17 protein-coding genes and 1 riboswitch are annotated in these 17,287 nt (G+C 31.7%); of the genes, 8 read left to right on the top strand and 9 right to left on the bottom strand.

Annotated elements, in window-relative coordinates:
• Positions 1 to 4 precede the first annotated feature (4 nt).
• The 3 genes from CPIN17260_RS05785 to metK all read right to left on the bottom strand — a co-directional run bounded on the left by CPIN17260_RS05785 (position 5) and on the right by metK (position 4,683).
• Entirely contained in the window at positions 5 to 1,552 is a 1,548-nt protein-coding gene (locus CPIN17260_RS05785) for a flavocytochrome c (RefSeq protein ID WP_069636614.1), read from the bottom strand.
• Between the two features lie 14 nt (positions 1,553 to 1,566).
• A complete protein-coding gene (locus tag CPIN17260_RS05790) occupies positions 1,567 to 3,189 on the bottom strand; it encodes an HAL/PAL/TAL family ammonia-lyase (protein WP_078387830.1) in 1,623 nt (540 codons plus the stop codon).
• Positions 3,190 to 3,483: 294 nt separating this feature from the next.
• The gene (metK, locus tag CPIN17260_RS05795; RefSeq protein WP_078440726.1) at positions 3,484 to 4,683 is read right to left on the bottom strand and encodes a methionine adenosyltransferase; all 1,200 of its coding nucleotides are present in this window, start codon (positions 4,681 to 4,683) and stop codon (positions 3,484 to 3,486) included.
• Between the two features lie 210 nt (positions 4,684 to 4,893).
• Here metK and CPIN17260_RS05800 point away from each other — a divergent pair, with 210 nt between their 5' ends.
• The 7 genes from CPIN17260_RS05800 to CPIN17260_RS05830 are packed head-to-tail and all read left to right on the top strand — an operon-like array spanning position 4,894 to position 11,361.
• Complete coding sequence (locus tag CPIN17260_RS05800; RefSeq protein WP_069631968.1) at positions 4,894 to 5,298, top strand: RrF2 family transcriptional regulator; 405 nt, start codon at positions 4,894 to 4,896, stop codon at positions 5,296 to 5,298.
• A 4-nt stretch (positions 5,299 to 5,302) separates the two neighbouring features.
• A complete protein-coding gene (gene flhA, locus CPIN17260_RS05805) occupies positions 5,303 to 7,471 on the top strand; it encodes a flagellar biosynthesis protein FlhA (protein ID WP_078440727.1) in 2,169 nt (722 codons plus the stop codon).
• A gap of 9 nt (positions 7,472 to 7,480) precedes the next feature.
• Positions 7,481 to 8,491, top strand: a complete 1,011-nt coding sequence (locus CPIN17260_RS05810; RefSeq protein WP_078440728.1) for a DHH family phosphoesterase — start codon at positions 7,481 to 7,483, stop codon at positions 8,489 to 8,491.
• A gap of 2 nt (positions 8,492 to 8,493) precedes the next feature.
• Positions 8,494 to 8,724: a hypothetical protein gene (locus CPIN17260_RS05815; protein ID WP_078440729.1), complete on the top strand. Its 231-nt coding sequence runs from the start codon at positions 8,494 to 8,496 to the stop codon at positions 8,722 to 8,724.
• A gap of 15 nt (positions 8,725 to 8,739) precedes the next feature.
• Positions 8,740 to 9,138 carry a tetratricopeptide repeat protein gene (locus tag CPIN17260_RS05820; protein ID WP_069636610.1) on the top strand — a complete coding sequence of 133 codons (399 nt, stop codon included), beginning with the start codon at positions 8,740 to 8,742 and terminating at the stop codon, positions 9,136 to 9,138.
• A gap of 5 nt (positions 9,139 to 9,143) precedes the next feature.
• Positions 9,144 to 10,076, top strand: coding sequence for an aspartate carbamoyltransferase catalytic subunit (locus CPIN17260_RS05825; RefSeq protein WP_069631963.1), 933 nt, complete (start codon positions 9,144 to 9,146; stop codon positions 10,074 to 10,076).
• A gap of 1 nt (position 10,077) precedes the next feature.
• Positions 10,078 to 11,361, top strand: coding sequence for a dihydroorotase (locus tag CPIN17260_RS05830; protein ID WP_078440730.1), 1,284 nt, complete (start codon positions 10,078 to 10,080; stop codon positions 11,359 to 11,361).
• A gap of 70 nt (positions 11,362 to 11,431) precedes the next feature.
• Here the strand turns inward: CPIN17260_RS05830 and galE are convergent, their stop codons facing one another.
• The 6 genes from galE to thiS are packed head-to-tail and all read right to left on the bottom strand — an operon-like array spanning position 11,432 to position 15,687.
• Positions 11,432 to 12,415 (bottom strand): UDP-glucose 4-epimerase GalE, encoded by a 984-nt coding sequence (galE, locus tag CPIN17260_RS05835; protein ID WP_078440731.1) that lies wholly within the window; start codon positions 12,413 to 12,415, stop codon positions 11,432 to 11,434.
• The gene (locus CPIN17260_RS05840) at positions 12,342 to 12,983 is read right to left on the bottom strand and encodes a thiamine phosphate synthase (protein ID WP_078440732.1); all 642 of its coding nucleotides are present in this window, start codon (positions 12,981 to 12,983) and stop codon (positions 12,342 to 12,344) included. Before CPIN17260_RS05840 ends, galE begins: the two co-directional genes overlap by 74 nt.
• Positions 12,976 to 14,127 carry a 2-iminoacetate synthase ThiH gene (gene thiH / locus CPIN17260_RS05845; protein ID WP_069636606.1) on the bottom strand — a complete coding sequence of 384 codons (1,152 nt, stop codon included), beginning with the start codon at positions 14,125 to 14,127 and terminating at the stop codon, positions 12,976 to 12,978. Before thiH ends, CPIN17260_RS05840 begins: the two co-directional genes overlap by 8 nt.
• 4 nt (positions 14,128 to 14,131) lie before the next feature.
• Positions 14,132 to 14,896, bottom strand: coding sequence for a thiazole synthase (locus CPIN17260_RS05850; RefSeq protein WP_086936808.1), 765 nt, complete (start codon positions 14,894 to 14,896; stop codon positions 14,132 to 14,134).
• Between the two features lie 2 nt (positions 14,897 to 14,898).
• Positions 14,899 to 15,489: a sulfur carrier protein ThiS adenylyltransferase ThiF gene (thiF, locus tag CPIN17260_RS05855; RefSeq protein WP_078440733.1), complete on the bottom strand. Its 591-nt coding sequence runs from the start codon at positions 15,487 to 15,489 to the stop codon at positions 14,899 to 14,901.
• Between the two features lie 3 nt (positions 15,490 to 15,492).
• Complete coding sequence (gene thiS, locus CPIN17260_RS05860; protein WP_069636604.1) at positions 15,493 to 15,687, bottom strand: sulfur carrier protein ThiS; 195 nt, start codon at positions 15,685 to 15,687, stop codon at positions 15,493 to 15,495.
• 25 nt (positions 15,688 to 15,712) lie between these two features.
• Positions 15,713 to 15,813, bottom strand: a riboswitch (TPP riboswitch).
• A 262-nt stretch (positions 15,814 to 16,075) separates the two neighbouring features.
• Between thiS and CPIN17260_RS05865 the strand changes: the two genes are divergently transcribed.
• The gene (locus CPIN17260_RS05865; RefSeq protein ID WP_078440734.1) at positions 16,076 to 17,263 is read left to right on the top strand and encodes a tetrahydrodipicolinate N-succinyltransferase N-terminal domain-containing protein; all 1,188 of its coding nucleotides are present in this window, start codon (positions 16,076 to 16,078) and stop codon (positions 17,261 to 17,263) included.
• Positions 17,264 to 17,287 lie beyond the last annotated feature (24 nt).

Below are 17,287 nucleotides of genomic sequence, written 5' to 3' on the forward strand. Positions count from 1 at the left end.
TTTTTTATCCTTTCTTCGCCAAATTTGCAGCATTTTTACCTGCAATTCTTCCAAATACCAAACAATCAGGTATAGCACAACTTCCAAGCCTACTAGCACCGTGAGGTCCACCTACGGCTTCGCCAGCTGCAAAAAGTCCTTCTATCGGCTTATCATCGTTGTCATAGACCCTAGCCTCAGTATCTATTTTAACACCGCCCATTGTGTGATGAACTTTTGGTAATGCTCTCCATGCATAAAATGGTGGCTTTGTAAGATCAGGTATTACATCTTTAAATTTAAAAAATGGCTTTCCAAACTCTTCATCTTTACCATTTCTAGCATATTTTGTATAGTTATCTACACTTTGTTTTAACCCTTCGTAAGGAATATTATAAAAATCAGCAAGTTCTTTTAATGTGTCAAAAACCTTAATAACATTTTTATGAATACCTCTATAAACATTGGCTTTTGTTGTTCCTTGCGCGCCTATACTATCACAAATTACCACAGGATGAGTTATGCTTCCATCAGGGTTTTTATGCATTTTCAAAATCGCATCTGAACGAATTTTTCTATCCGCTAGTTCATTTACAAATCTCTTTCCAGTCCTTGCATCAACCATGATTCCATAAGAAAAAGCAGGTATTGCAAACACCGGAGCTATACCAAAACCTTTTTCATCAGGGCTTCCCCAAGGACCGAGTTGAATCCATTTTAAATCAACTGTTTTAACGTTGTTTCTCATCATTGTTTTTAGAGCATATGCGGTTGCGCCATAGTGGTTTGTACAATCAAGCTCAGGTGTTATAGCAGGGTCTATCTCTTGTCTAAATTTAACATCATAAGAAAAACCACCAGTAGCCATAACAATACCACCTTTTATCTTATAAAATTTAACTGTTCCGCTTTTGTTATCAGCTTCATCTTTGGTAGTATCAAAGTCAAAATCATAATTTTCTCTAACTTTTGCACCTATGATTTTACCTGATTCATCTCTTACAAAATCATCTAAAATGACTCTAGTTCTTATTGTTGCGCCATTTTTCATCGCAAATTCTTGAAGAGGTATTGTTATTTTACCACCTGAGTTTATTTCAGGCCAAATTGTTCTAGGGACGCTATGTCCGCCAAATTGACCTAAAGCATTTCTATAATAAACCCCTTTTTGCAAAGTCCATTCATAAGCACTGTTACCATTTTTTGCAATAACTTCAACCAAATCCATTCTATTTAGTCCAAGTCCAGCTTTTAAAATATCTTTTACATAAAGCTCATAAGAGTCTTTTATACCTCTATCTTTTTGAAAGCTTGAGTTTACAACAGCAATAGCCCCACCATTTATAGCTGAGTTGCCACCAAGAACAGGCATCTTATCTATCATTAGTGTTTTTGCACCCTCTTCTATAGCTTGACAGGTTGCAGCAGATCCAGCAAAACCAGATCCCACAACCAACACATCCCACTCTTCATCCCATTTTATGCTATTTTCATTAGCAAAAAGCGATGTTTGAGTCATTGATGCTGCACCAAAGAGCATCATACTATTTAAAAAATCTCTTCTACTAGCCATTTTTTATCTCTTTTTTATTTATATTCTTTTAAAAATTTAGCTGAGTTTCTAAAATCATCAGTTAAAGGTCTATCTATATCCATAAATTTAACAACTTTTCTATATTCGTTATATAACTTTTCTGTTTGTTTAGATAGTTTTAAATCTGGATTTTTTTGTTTTCTAAGGTCAATTGCTTGAGCTGCATGCATAAGCTCCATACCTAAAATATGATAATAATTATTTATCTGTTTTTGAAGTTTTTGAACAACAAAAGGTGCATTTGTAGCAACATCTTCTATCTCTCCCGCAACAGGTGTATAATCCAGTGAAATAGGATTTGCTAGATATTCATTCTCTCCAGCTAAAGCTACAAAAGGTTTTTGCATAGCACCAAAGGCATGGACTGTCTTATCTGTACCCAAAAATCTACTAAGATGAGTAAAACCATCATTTGAAAGTTTAATAGTTCTTAAAGCACTTGCTTTTGAATTATGAGCCAATACAATAGAAGCTTTTTCAAACTCAACTACCCACATAATTGGTTCAAAATTTGAAGTTGGAACAACTGCACCATTTTTAGTAAATAGCTTAGTCTCTTGGAATTTATCAGTTTCTGGATTCATTGAAAGAGAAATTCCAGGATTATCATCTGATGTATTTAATTGAATCTTCATTAAATTTTCAAGTGTGTTTATAGTGCCTTTAAGAGTTGCAAAAAAGTATGAAGCATCTCTATAGCTTAGTGGATCTTGTAAAGCTCTCTCATTATCTTGATCCCACAAATAGCTATCTTTTAAAATTTCTCTTATCTCTTTTGTTGTAGATATAAAGTCAGGAAAAGCTCTAAGTTCTGAAGCTTCTTTTGTAAAAGGAGCAACATTACCATTAAACGCTTCCAAACTTAAAGCAAATACAAGTTTAGAAAGTTCCAATGTATGCTTTAAATCCTCAACCGCTATTGAAGCAAGTGCAGCAGAGTAAGCATTTGAGCTTAATATACTAAGACTATCTTTTCCAAAAGGTGATAATTTTTTCAAGCCAGCTTTTTTTAAAGCCTCGCTAGCTGGCATTTTTTTGCCTTTATAATAAACATCTCCTTCACCAAGCATAGCAAGCCCAACATGCCCTAAAATAGTAATATCAGCTTCCCCCATAGAACCTTTGCTAGGCATTACTGGAATTATGTCTTTATTTAAAAATTCCTTATATAAATTTACAACATCACTCTGAACTCCAGCACCAGCATAAAGCATATTATTTAGTCTTGTAGCAAGAACAGCCCGCGCTGTTTTTAATGGCATATCTTCACCAACACCACCACAGTGTGCATGAATTAGTCCTATGTTAAATTTAGTAGAAGCATCTATAACTTCTTTATCTAAATTTCCCTTTGCATCAACAAATTTCTTATCTTTATTTAGGCCAACACCTACGGTTAAGCCATAAATTTTCTGACCATCTTTTGCAGCCTCTAATAAAACATCATGTGCTTTATTTACTTTAGTTAAAGCGTCTTTGCCAATCTCAACTTTTGCACCATTTGATATCAAAACTATATCTTTTGGTGTTACACTGTTGCCATTAAGCAATATACTTTGAGCGTTTAAACCAAGTGCTAAAACAGCAGCTAAAGATAAAAATCTAAAACTTCTCATATACCCCTCCTAAATAGATTATAAATATAATTTTAAATAAAAATAATTTCCAAAAAGTAATTTTTGTGATATATTATAAATTAATTATATATTTTTTTAATTAAAAAAATATTTTTAGAATTTAAGATTAAAGAAATATGCAGTAAATTATACTTATTATATATTTTTTAAACAATTTATAAAATAATTATTTAAGAGTAAAAAATTGTGTTTTAAGTGTGTGGTATAACAAGAAATATTATTAAATGTGATTTTAGCTTGTCATACAAAAAAAGCATAACAAGCTAATAAAAATTATATTAAGGTTTTAAATAGTTCAACGCTATCTAGTTGTTCCCAAGGATATTTTGAGTTACCTACTTGACCAAAAGCAGCAACTTTTGCATACAAAAATGTATCATCACTTGGCTTATCTAAACCAAATTTATTTATTATCCATTTTGGAGTAAGAGAGAAATTATCCATAACAAAATTTGAAAGTTTATCGTCATCAACAGATGCTACATTTGTCCCCATAGTATCAACACTAACAGATGTTGGCTTTGCGACACCTATCGCATAGCTTAACTGAACTATACATTTTTTTGCAAGTCCGGCAGCTACTATATTTTTTGCTATATATCTTGCAGCATAAAGACCACTTCTATCAACCTTAGTATAGTCCTTAGAGCTTTGAGCTCCACCACCTATTGGAGCATATCCACCAAAGCTATCAACTATAAGCTTTCTACCCGTTAAACCACTATCGTGCAATGAGCTATGATTTACATATCTACCTGTAGGATTTATATAAATAATAGTCTTTTGCTTATCATAAAGATTAGTTGGCAAACCAGAATCATCTATCAAAGTCTGAATAAGCTCTCTTAACTCATTTATGCCCATACTTTCAACACAAGGAGCTGAAACAACTATTGTATGTATGCTTTGTGGCTTACAATTTTCAAAATTATCCTTAGTGCCATAATCAACGCTAACCTGAGTTTTGATATCAACACCTAATTTATTAGGGTTTTCTTTTGCAAATTTATATACTTTATCGCAAAGCATTCTTGCATAAGTTATTGCAGCCGGCATATACTCATCGGCTTCACAACTTGCAAAGCCAAACATAATACCTTGATCTCCAGCTCCTATCTCACCATCTTTTTGATCAACACCTTGATTTATATCAGAACTTTGTTGATTTATATGCACACTTACATTAATATCATCAGGATGCAAACACTGTTCTTTTGTAAAATAAGGTAGTCCTTTATAGCCTATATTTAAAAGAGCATCTTTTACGATATTTTCATAATCTTTTTGCTCTAATTTTAACCTTGAGTTTATCTCTCCACCTATAACTATATTTTTTCCCGCTACAAAAACTTCACTAGCTACACGACCATTAGAATCAGCCATTAAAATTTTATCAACTATACTATCTGCTATTATATCTGCGCATTTATCTGGATGTCCTGGGCTAACAACCTCTGAAGTAAAAAGATACATAAAAACACCTTTTGTTATTTAAAAATTTCGACATGACATTATAGGGGTTTTAAATTTAATTTTTGGTTAATTTTCCTTAAAATAAATTTATTTTTAACTCTAATAAAAAATATTTTTTATATAAATAACAATAAGTTTTGAAACTTTAATAAAAAATCTAGCATTTTTTGTATAAAATAATAACCAATTTAACAAGTATAAGGATTTAATGTGCTTTTTACCAAAGCTAGCGAATATGCCCTGCTCTCTTTGATATTTTTATCACAAAAAACGCAACCAATAGATGTTGATACAATGTCAAATGAGTTGCAAATTTCAAAGAGTTTTTTGGCAAAAATTTTACAAAGCCTTGCAAAAGATAAAATTTTAAATTCATTCAAAGGCGCAAACGGAGGATTTTCTTTAAACATAAATCCATCTGAACTTACAATAAAAAAAATAATAGAATGTGTGGAAAAACGCCCTACGACAGTTTTTGAATGTTCAAATTCTATAGATGACTGCCCTAGCAATCAAGCGACAAGCTGTCAAATATGGACAACACTAAATTCTTTACAAATAAAAATAGACAACATGCTTGATAATATAACCTTACAAGATATAACAACAAAGTAAGTTGATGGCAAAAAATAAAATTTTAGTTCTTGTAGCTCCATTTTTAGCGCCCATAATAAAATTTAAAAGCTTAAGTATAGTGGGTCTTATTGTTGCTATTTTAGCAATAATAATAGTTCCGTTACCAAGCGGAGTTCTTGATTTTTTTTTGGCTCTTTCTATCTCTATATCTGTTTTAATAATACTTATTTCAATCTACGTCCCAAAACCAACAGACCTTAGCACTTTTCCAACTCTAATACTTATAATAACACTATTTAGACTATCTTTAAATATAGCAACAACACGTATGATACTAAGCAAAGGACACAATGGACCTGAGGCTGTAAGTGATATCATATCTAGCTTTGGTGCGTTTGTTGTTGGCGGAAATTATGTGATAGGAATTATAGTTTTTTGTATCTTGGTTCTTATAAATTTTATGGTTGTAACCAAGGGCTCTACTCGTGTTTCAGAGGTTCAAGCTCGTTTTACACTAGATGCTATGCCGGGTAAACAAATGGCAATAGATGCTGATTTAAATGCTGGATTGATAGATGAAAAAACGGCAAGAGAGAGAAGACAAGCTATCATCAGCGAAGCAAACTTTTATGGAGCAATGGATGGTTCATCTAAGTTTATAAAAGGCGATGCGGTAGCCGGTATTATCATAACAATAATAAACATAATAGGTGGCTTTGCTATAGGCTCTTTTCAGTTTGATTTAGATATGGCAACATCAGCACAAAACTACACTATATTAACGATAGGTGATGGCTTGGTCGGTCAAATACCAGCACTAATAACATCAACAGCAACAGCTATCATAATAACAAGAGCAAGTAAAGATGATGATAACTTTGCAGAAGGAACATTAAACCAACTACTTGGAGATTATAAGACACTTTTTATAGTTGGATTCATACTATTTATTTTTGCTTTAGTTCCCGGTCTTCCTACTTTTTCACTTGGATTTATATCATTTTTGTTTTTAGGTCTTGGATATATGGTAAAACAAGCTCAAGATGGCAATCTAATAATGCCAACCACTACTATGAGTGAATCAAAAAGCAAACCAGATGATCCAAACTCACCAACAGCACAAAACCAGACAAAGCCCATAAAAAAAAGCGAAGAAGAGATAGCAAGAGAAGAAGAAAATAAAATAAATGACATTTTAAAACTTGAAATTTTAGAGCTGGATTTGGGATATGGGTTATTAAAACTAGCCGATGTTGACCTTATAGAAAGAATCAGAGCTATGCGTAGAAACATAGCAACTCAGCTTGGATTTTTAATGCCAAAAATAAGAATAAGAGACAATCTTCAACTACCGCCAAATGAGTATAGATTTAAATTAAAAGGTGTTATTATAGGCCAAGGAGAAATTTATGCTGATAAATTTCTTGCTATGGATAGCGGTCTAGTAAGCGAAGATATAGAAGGAATTCCGACAAAAGAACCAGCCTTTGGGCTAGATGCACTTTGGATAGACACAAACATAAAAGAAGATGCGATACTAAGTGGTTATACGATAGTTGATCCAGCAAGTGTTATATCAACGCATATGAGCGAACTAATCAAACAAAACTCAGCCGAACTTCTAACAAGACAAGAAACACAAATCCTGCTAGACAAACTCAAAAATGACTATCCGGTTATAGTAGATGATACACTTAAAATAGCAAGTATAGGTCTAATACAAAAAGTTCTTAAAGCACTATTAAAAGATAATATACCTATAAAAGATATGCTAAGTATATTAGAAGCTATAAGTGATATAGCCGAAGTAAGCAAAAATCTAGACATCATAATAGAGCATGTTAGATCATCTCTATCAAGAATAATAACATCAATTTATAAAAATGAAAATGGCGAATTAAATTTTTATATCCTTGAAACATCTGTTCAACAAAAACTTATGGAAGCAGTTCAATACAAAGATGGCAACTATCATCTTATGATAAATGTTGCGCAAACATCAGCTATAGTTCAAGCACTAAGAAACGAAAAACAAAAAAGACCAATAAGTCAAAGTGGTCCGATGATACTCTGTGTTGAGCCTAGTTTAAGAAAATTCATAGCTGATATTTGTTCTAATTTTAGTATAGACATAGTCATATTAAGCTTTGCGGAAATTTCGCCAAATACACCATTTGAAACAGTTGGTGTTATAGAAATACAAAATTTATAAAGGAAACAAATGAAATTTTTTCACCTCTCTCATACTGATTTAGATGGATATGGAGCACAATTTATAACAAAATACTATTTTAAAGATGTTATTTATTCAAACTCAAATTACGGAAGAGAGATAGATGATAAATTTAATACGATATTATCAAAACTAACAGATGAAGAAAGCATTATTTTAATAACAGATTTAAACTTAACAAAAGAGCAATGTATAGATTTTACAGAAAAGTTAAAAGACAAAAACGCAAAATTATTTTTACTAGACCATCACCAAAGCGGTGCAGAATGTGCTTCTGAGTTTGATTGGTATTTTTTAGATTCTAGCAGATGTGCTACAAAAATAACTTATGATTTTTTTGCGAATATGCTTGGTAAAAATAAAGAGTTAGAGCTTTTTAGTGATGTTGTAAACTCGGTTGATATATGGCTAAAAGAAAGCAAGCATTTTGAAATGGGAAAGGTATGTCTTGGACTTGTAGCAAATGCTAAGGATATAAATAAAGTAATGTTTGAAAATGAAAATAATCTTTATATGTTTCATCTTCTTGAAAATGCTAGAAAATTTTTCAATGATAAAAACGACTATATAGGTCTTGATATGGCTATACACGGAATAAAAAAAGATTTTTTTAAACAAGACAAAGATGAAACTTTAAGTAATTTAATATCAAATTATGTAGTAACCTTGCTAAGCAAAAACAGAGAGAATCTAACAATACAATATAAAGAATTTAAAGGGATACTAACTTACAATATAGGCAACACATCTGTTATAGGAAATGATTTTTTAGTTGCAAACCCTGATTATGATTTTTTCTTAGATATCACAAATAAAAAAACAATGAGTTTTAGAGCAAATGGAAAGGTAGATGTTAGCTTAATGGCTAAAAATCTAGTTGGTGGTGGCGGACATGTGAATGCCAGTGGTGGCTTATTTGCTGGTTTTAAAGATAGTTTTGATTATCAAATTATCAAAGAACAAGTAACTGAGCTAATAAATAAAAAAACACAGGAGTAAAAATGAGAGAAGAAGAAGTTAGTATTGATGAATTAAGCTATGAGCTTAGTATGGTTTTAGAAGGTTTACTCTATTATACAGGGGTTAAAAAATCAAATTTAGAAGAAGCTGCAAATATATATGTCCAAAGCATAGATGATGCACTCGAAAACTCAGAAGCAACAGGTGTTGATGAAGTGATTGAAATCATAGAATACATGAAAAAACATCATAAAAAGTTATTTGAAAAATAAAAAAAGGAAAAAGCAATGATAAAAAAATATCTAATTAGTATATGCATGATTGGTATTGCATTAATTGCAAATGATAATTTTGACAAAGCAACAGAGCAATTTAATGCAAAAGATTATAAAAATGCGTATTTAAATTTTAATAAAGCTTGTAAAGAAGGTGTTAAAAAAGCTTGCACGATGAATGCTATAATGCTTTTTAATGGTAGCGGGGTTAAAAAAGATAATGCTCAAGCTGAGCAAATTTTTGAAAAAATGTGTAATGAAAATGAGTTTATGGCTTGTGAAAAACTTGGAGAAATGTATGCTTATGGACTCACAAAAAACAAACAAAAAGATGAAGAAAAAACAAAAGCACTTTTTAAAAAATCTTGTGATGGTGGATATAAACCAGCTTGTGAATTAGTAAAAGAATAATCAAAATGTATAGTTATAAACGCAAAGATTTATTAGGAACGATAGACCTTAGCAAAGAAGAAATACTATATTTTTTAGACAAGGCTAAAGAATTTAAACAGCTAAATTTACAAGATATAAAAAAATCAGATAGTTTAAGAGGGAAGACAACAATAAATGCTTTTTTTGAAAACTCAACTCGCACAAGAACATCTTTTGAAATAGCGGCAAAAAGACTTGGTGCAGATGCTGTTAATTTTACAGCATCAAGTTCTAGTGTAAAAAAAGGCGAAACTCTAATAGACACTATAAAAAATATGGCTGCTATGAAAACTGATATTATAGTCATAAGACATTATAGCTCAGGAGCTGCCATACTTGCAGCAAATAATACAGAAGCTAGCATAGTAAATGCTGGAGATGGTCTAAACGAACATCCGTCACAATCCCTGCTTGATCTTTTTACTATAAGCGAATACAACAAAAAGCTTGATAAAAGCACAACAGTTGCAATCATAGGAGATATAGCTAGATCAAGGGTAGCAAGATCAAATATATGGGCTATGAAAACACTGGGTATAAATGTAAAACTATTTGCCCCTGCTATGATGATGCCAAAAGATGCCGAAGTATTTGGTTGTCAAATTTGCAAAAACATGGAAGAGGCTTGTGAAGGAAGCGATGTTATAATAATGCTTAGGATCCAGCTAGAAAGGTCTGATGGCGATGTTGCATTTCCTAGCTCAAGAGAGTATTCTAAATTTTTTGGATTAAATAAAGATAGGGCAAAATTAGCAAATAAAAATGCAATAATACTACATCCAGGTCCAATAAATAGAGGAGTTGAGATAAACTCTGATGTGGCTGATTCTGATTGCTCTGTGATTTTAAATCAAGTTGAAAATGGTGTTGCTATAAGAATGGCAATCCTTCACACACTAGCCCAAAATAGGAACTAAAATGAAAATAGCTATAAATAATGGACTAATTATAAATCATGATAAAACATTCAAAGCAAATGTACTAATAGAAGATGAAAAAATAGTATCAGTATCAAATGAAAATTTTGATGCAGATATACAAATAGATGCAAAAGATAAATATGTACTTCCAGGACTTATAGATATGCACGTACATTTTAGAGACCCTGGATATGAATACAAGGATGATATTATCTCTGGTTCTCGTGCAGCTGTTGCTGGTGGTGTTACAACTTGTCTTCCAATGGCAAATACAAATCCTGTAAATGACAATGCTTCAATAACAAAAGAGATGATTAGAAAAGCTAAAGAATGTGGACTTATAGACTTGCTTCCAATAGGTGCAATAACTAAAAGTTTAAACGGAAATGAATTAGTTGAAATGGGCGATATGCTTGAAGCTGGAGCGGTTGCTTTTAGTGATGATGGCTTACCTGTAAGTAGTTCAAGTGTAATGAGAGCAGCACTTGAATACTCAAAAATGTTTGGAAGTTTTTGTATATCTCATTCTGAGGATTGTTCGCTTTGTAGACAAGGTGTTATGCATGAAGGAAAAGTATCAGCAGTTCTTGGGCTTAAAGGGATGGCTAGAGAGAAAGAGGAAATTTCAGTTAGTAGAGATATGCTTTTAGCAAAACTTACCGGCGGTCATGTTCATATAGCACATGTTAGTTCGGCCTACTCGCTAAAAATCATACAGATGGCAAAACAAGATGGGATAAAAATAACCTGCGAAGCAACACCTCATCATTTTACTTTTACAGATGATGAAATTTTGCAAAACAAATACGACACAAATTTCAAAATGTCACCACCTTTAAGAGAGATAAGCGATGTAAAAGCTATAAGAGAAGGGCTAAAAAATGGCACGATAGATGTTATAGCAACAGATCATGCGCCACATCACGATGATGAAAAATGTGTTGAGTTTGACAAAGCACCATTTGGAATAATAGGACTTCAAACACTCATACCACTAACATTAAGGCTTGTTGACGAAGGAGTTATTAGCTTAGAACAAATGGTAGCACTAACCTCTAAAAATCCAGCAAATATTCTAAATCTAAAAGATAAAGGCGAGATAAAAGAAGGAATGTTGGCTGATATTGCTATAATAGATCCAAACTTAGAATACATATACGATAAAAAACTAAATCGTTCAAAATCAGTAAATTCACCACTAATGGGTAAAAAGCTAAAAGGTGCGGCTATAAAAACAATAAAAAGCGGACGTATAGTTTTTGATTTTTTCAAAGAGTGCTAGGAATTTCCTAGCACTTTATTCTATAAATTTTAAGTTAAAAAAAGATTTTATACATCTTATAACAAAAAATCTATATCTTTCTCTCCCATTCCAAAGCTGTTTTTATAATTAATTCAAGATTATCTCTTTTTGGTTTCCAGCCAGTAAGAGTTTTTATCTTTTCTGATTTTGCTATAAGTATGGCTGGGTCTCCATCTCTTCTTGGATTATCAAGAACTTTAAAATCAACCCCACTCACCTCTTTTACTTTATTTATAACCTCTTTTACACTAAAACCCTTACCATATCCGACATTAAAAATCTCACTTGAATTGTTTTGTATATATTCTAAAGCGCTTAAATGAGCTTCAGCTAGATCATTTACATGGATATAATCTCTTATGCAAGTGCCATCTTTAGTATCATAATCACTTCCAAATATAGCCATATTATCTCGTTTTTTTAAAGCTGTTTGAGTGGCTATTTTTATAAGGTGTGTTGCATTTGGGTAGTTTTGTCCAAGCAAGCCATCTTCATCAGCACCCGCAACATTAAAATACCTTAAAATGGCAAATCTAAAATTTTTATTTGAAATAGCATAATCTTGTATGATTTTTTCGCTCATTAATTTACTCATGCCGTATGGATTTATAGGTAAAGTGTTATCTTTTTCGCTTACTTCGGCAACATCTGGTTCTCCATAAACGGCAGCAGTTGAACTAAACACAAACTTATCCACACCAAAATCCTTACAATACCTTAAAATCTTAGCAACATTTGCTGTATTGTTAAGATAATATTTAAGTGGGTCTTTTGTGCTTTCAAAAACCTCTATAAAGGCAGCAAAATGAATAATTGCATCAAATTTACCTTTAGCAAAAATTTCACTCAAATCATCTTCCAAATTTGCCTTTATAAAATCAAACTTTCCAACACCAAGTAAAGTATCAATAGCTTTTTTCGAACCCTTTGATAAATTATCTATCACCGTAATATTATGCTTATTTTCTTTTAAAAAAGCCTTTAAAGTATGGCTTCCTATATACCCTGCCCCACCCGTTATTAATATATTCATTACTATCCTTTTTACTTATATCAAGCATACATCTCATCATGCAAGCACCACTTGCTTTTGTTTGCATAATAATATCTAAATTTTCAAAGTTTATTCCACCTATTGCATATACTTTTATCTTGCTATTTTGACAAATTTCTTCTAAAAACTGAGTCCCTCTTGGTTTTTCATCTTTATGGCTTTTAGTATCAAATATATGACCAGCTATTACATAATCAACACCATATTTTTGAACCTCCAAAAGCTCATCAATAGAATGGATAGAAACACCAACTTTTTTAAATTTATCTATAATATCTATATTTTTTTTAAAATCATAAAAAGAAAAGTGAATATTTTGTATATTTAAATCCAAAGCAATCCTAAAATTTGTATGAGCTATAAGTTTTGTTTTATATTTTTTTAAAATATCCAAAATCTCTTTTGAAAGTTTTTTATACAAAACATCATCCAAATCCTTCTCTCTAAGCAATATAAAATCTGGTTTTTTTGTTTCAAGCACAAACTTTACATCATCTAAAAAATCATCACTTAAATGGCGATTTGTTACATAGATGAGTTCAAACATAGATATGATTACTCATTACAGGTTGAAGTCCTAAGCTACAAATATCATCATATATAGTTTTGACATCTCTATCATCGCTTATTTCAAACTGCTCATCGCCCTTTTTTGCTTTATCAGAGTGAGTTCCTACTCCTACACTAACACCTGCTGAAATTTTACTAGCAGCCACTCCAACAACACCATCTCTAAACTTAGCACTCTCTCTTGTTGATATGGTTATATTTGAAAAAGGTAAAAATATACGATAAGCACATATAACTTGGAATAAATTCTTTTCATCAACATCTTTTGGATTTATATTGCTATTGTTTATAATTGGTCTTAGTCTTGGACAAGATATGGCTATTTCTGCATGTGGGTATTTTTGCTGTATAAAATAAGCATGAAGCGCTGTGCTTAAAGCATCTTTTCTAAAATCATCAAGTCCGAGCAAAGCTGCAAACCCAACACTTCTCATTCCTCCCATCAAAGCTCTTTCTTGAGCATTAAACCTATATGGAAATACTCTTTTTTGACCGCCTATATGAACCTCACTATATCTTTTTGTACTATAAGTTTCTTGAAAAACGATAACATAATCAACACCACAAGAGTGCAAAAAAGCATATTCATCTGAGTTTAGCGGATAAATTTCAACACCAACATTACTAAATAATTTACTAGCCTCTTTACAAACTTCTCCTATATAAGCAAGATCGCTTTTTTTACTATTTTCGCCAGTAAGTATCAAGATATCTTTAAGCCCACTTTTTGCTATATTTTCAAGCTCTTCTTTAGCTTCTTGTAGCTTTAACTTAACCCTTGAAATTTTATTTGCCGAAGCAAAACCACAATATGTGCAGTTACTATCGCAGGTGTTTGATATATAAAGCGGAGTAAAAAACTCAATACTATTTCCAAAATATTTTCTAGTTTCACTTCTTGCTTTTAAAGCCATATCTTCCAAAAAATCCCTAGCAACAGGACTTAAAAGAGCCATAAGCCCATCAATACTTAGCCTATCCTCACTCAAAGCCTCAATAACATCATTTTTTGTATATTTTTCATAATCATAACTATCTCTATAATACAAAACGCGATCTAAAATATCGCTATTTATCTGTTGCATTCCTTGCATATATGTCATATGATCTATAAATTTCATATCACTATCCTAAAAATCCAGTAAGTGGCGAGCTAGCTCTTGCTAAATCACTAACACCACCGAGCTTAGACAAATAAGCAAGTCTTCCAGCCTCTATAGCCATACCAAAGGCTTTTGCCATTTTTGATATATCTCCAGCACTTGAAATAGCTGTATTTGCCATAACAGCAGCACAACCCATTTGCATAGCTTCACATGCTTGAGATGGAGTGCCTATACCAGCATCTACTATGATAGGAAGAGAAATTTCATCTATCAAAATTTGTATAAATTCTTTTGTTAAAAGTCCTTTATTTGTGCCTATTGGAGCACCAAGTGGCATTATACAGGCCGCACCGGCATTTAAAAGCTCCCTTGCTACATTCAAATCAGGATACATATAAGGCATAACGACAAAGCCTAATTTTGCAAGTTCTTCTGTGGCTTTTATAGTTTCATAATTATCAGGAAGTAAGTATTTGCTATCTTTTATACACTCTATCTTTATAAAATTTCCACATCCCATCTCTCTGGCAAGTTTTGCTATCCTAACAGCCTCATTTGCATTTCTTGCACCAGATGTATTTGGAATGATAGTTATACCCTTTGGTATATAATCAAGTATATTATCGCTACCGCCATCATCAACTCTTCTTAAAGCAAGTGTTACCATTTGAGCTTTTGCTTCATTTATCGCAGCATTTAACAAACCCAAAGAAAACTTACCAGAGCCAAGAATAAATCTAGATTTAAACTCATACTCTCCTATTTTTAAAATATCATCATTCACTTTTATCCCCTTTCAAGTGATAACTTTAGTATCAAATTAGCCATGTTTGCGGCACATATACTAACCCTAGGACTCATAACACCAATACTTATATCACTAACTCCATCGCCACAAAGATAAAAATTTTCATTTATCTTTTTTGTTTTTATATCACAGTCCAAGCCTGACATTCCACTACTAGCGATAATTATTGATTTTTTGAAATTTAACAATACATAATTTGTCAAAAATGCCTTTTGCGAAGCATCATCAAATGCTTCACAAACAATATCAAATCCGCTTAAAATTTCTTTTGCATTTTCTTGTGTTATCTTTGTATAAATATCATTGACATTAACATCATCAATTTGGGTTAAAACACTTTTTAAAGCCTTAACTTTTGGCATACCAAGGTGATGTTTAAAATAATATTGTCGATTTAAATTGCTTTGCTCAACACTATCAAAATCAACAATGCTAAGGTTTTTAAGCCCTGAACGAACAAGCATAACAGCCAAATTTGAGCCTATACCACCGGCACCGCAAATTATTATTTTTTGTTTGTTTAGTGCCTCTAAAACACCTTTTACATTTCTTTTATAAATCTCGCTCATATCTCAACCACCGCCCACAAAACATACTACTTCAACCTTGTCATTTTCATTAAATTTAGTATCAAATTTATCTTTTGGCAAAATTTCGCCGTTTAACTCAACAACAACCCTATCTTTATTTATTTTTCTATTAAGAAGATACTCATCAACACTCTTGTTTAAAAAATCATCTTCTATTTTTCCATTGATAACTAACATTTTTGCTCTTTTTAGATTATTTGTATCAGCAGATGAGAGATCTTCCTACGGTGGCATTATCCACTTCAGGTTTTAAGGGTTTAAGGTAAAAACCTATTCTCAGCCTAAGCTCCCCTGATACTTTGTGTAATTATACAAAGTTTTTTATTAATTCAAACATCTATTGTTTAAATTTATTTTGTTTTATAATCATATTTTATTATTTAAAAATATATTATAAATATAGCTGTTAAAAAATAAAAATTTCAACCACTTAACCTTTAAATATACAATGTTTTATCTTAATTATATAACAACAAAAAAATATAATTTTTCAAACAAATATATTATTTTATAATATTTATTTTGATAGACTAAATAAAAATATAATTTAATTTTTGGAGAGATAATGCTAGAAAATATATCAGAAAATTTTACACAACTATGTAAAAATATGCAAAACTCAGATGGCTATAAAGACCCTATAGCATTTTCAATAGCAAGAATAACACGTGGTAAGATTGACAAAAATGCTATATTGTCAGCTGATTATTCTGTTGTAAATTTTAAAGAAAACTTACTATCAGCAGCGGCTATACTTTTGGCATTTAAACAATCAGGAGTAAGTCTTGATTTTAGCAAAAGCGAACTTGTGCTTGATTTTACAAAAGATGTAGTTAAGAAGGCTTGGGAAATTTTTAGTGTTTTTGAAAACGAGATACAAAAACACAAAAATGTTCAAGTTATAAAAGCTGTATTTAATGCAATAAATAAAGATGAAAACTCTGATAAGTTTAGAGCTGTTTTTATATTTGAAGATAAAAAACCCCAAAGTGTTGAGGTTGTATATCTTAAACTATACCTGCTTAGCCTAAACAAAGCCCCACTTAGATCGCTTTGTCTTGATGGTGCTTTTGGTGTGTTAAAAAATGTAGCTTGGGACATAAATAACAAGCCAATAGAGCTTGAATGGCTTAGAGAAAACGAAATAGAGCTTAAAATGAATGGAACATACCCAACTATACTAAGTGTTGATAAATTTCCAAGATATCTAAATCATATCATACCATCAGATAACACAAGAATACTAGAAACATCAAAGGTAAGAATGGGTGCTAGTTTACATCCAGGAACAACTATAATGCCAGGTGCAGCATATGTGAACTTTAATGCTGGGACAACCGGAAGCGTTATGGTTGAAGGTAGAGTTAGTAGCTCTGTTGTTGTCGGCGAAGGAAGCGATGTAGGTGGCGGGGCATCTATACTTGGTGTTCTTAGCGGAACAAATGGAAATCCTGTAAGCATAGGTAAAAACTGCTTGCTTGGTGCAAACTCAGTAACAGGAATACCTTTTGGAGATAGATGTATAATAGATGCTGGAATTGCTATCTTAGAAGGAACAAAGATATTTATAAGCGAAAAAGATAGAAAACTACTTGGCGATGTAAATCCTGATTTTAAATTTGATAAAGATACTTATAAGGGTCTTGAACTAGCTGGATTAAACGGTCTTCATTTTAGACAAAATAGCCAAACCGGACAGATAGTAGCTAGTATATCAAAAAGAGCAATAAAACTAAACGAGGATTTACACTAAAATAATTTAAATGGCTTAAAAAGG

The sequence above is a fragment of the Campylobacter pinnipediorum subsp. pinnipediorum genome (assembly GCF_002021925.1).
Taxonomy (GTDB): Bacteria; Campylobacterota; Campylobacteria; order Campylobacterales; family Campylobacteraceae; genus Campylobacter_A; species Campylobacter_A pinnipediorum.

Coding starts and splice junctions, on each gene's coding strand:
- CPIN17260_RS05785 (WP_069636614.1), bottom strand. CDS start 1,552: ATGGCTAGTAGAAGAGATTTTTTAAATAGTATGATGCTCTTTGGTGCA.
- CPIN17260_RS05790 (WP_078387830.1), bottom strand. CDS start 3,189: ATGAGAAGTTTTAGATTTTTATCTTTAGCTGCTGTTTTAGCACTTGGT.
- metK (WP_078440726.1), bottom strand. CDS start 4,683: ATGTATCTTTTTACTTCAGAGGTTGTTAGCCCAGGACATCCAGATAAA.
- flhA (WP_078440727.1), top strand. CDS start 5,303: ATGGCAAAAAATAAAATTTTAGTTCTTGTAGCTCCATTTTTAGCGCCC.
- CPIN17260_RS05810 (WP_078440728.1), top strand. CDS start 7,481: ATGAAATTTTTTCACCTCTCTCATACTGATTTAGATGGATATGGAGCA.
- CPIN17260_RS05815 (WP_078440729.1), top strand. CDS start 8,494: ATGAGAGAAGAAGAAGTTAGTATTGATGAATTAAGCTATGAGCTTAGT.
- CPIN17260_RS05820 (WP_069636610.1), top strand. CDS start 8,740: ATGATAAAAAAATATCTAATTAGTATATGCATGATTGGTATTGCATTA.
- CPIN17260_RS05825 (WP_069631963.1), top strand. CDS start 9,144: ATGTATAGTTATAAACGCAAAGATTTATTAGGAACGATAGACCTTAGC.
- CPIN17260_RS05830 (WP_078440730.1), top strand. CDS start 10,078: ATGAAAATAGCTATAAATAATGGACTAATTATAAATCATGATAAAACA.
- galE (WP_078440731.1), bottom strand. CDS start 12,415: ATGAATATATTAATAACGGGTGGGGCAGGGTATATAGGAAGCCATACT.
- CPIN17260_RS05840 (WP_078440732.1), bottom strand. CDS start 12,983: ATGTTTGAACTCATCTATGTAACAAATCGCCATTTAAGTGATGATTTT.
- thiH (WP_069636606.1), bottom strand. CDS start 14,127: ATGAAATTTATAGATCATATGACATATATGCAAGGAATGCAACAGATA.
- thiF (WP_078440733.1), bottom strand. CDS start 15,489: ATGAGCGAGATTTATAAAAGAAATGTAAAAGGTGTTTTAGAGGCACTA.
- thiS (WP_069636604.1), bottom strand. CDS start 15,687: ATGTTAGTTATCAATGGAAAAATAGAAGATGATTTTTTAAACAAGAGT.
- CPIN17260_RS05865 (WP_078440734.1), top strand. CDS start 16,076: ATGCTAGAAAATATATCAGAAAATTTTACACAACTATGTAAAAATATG.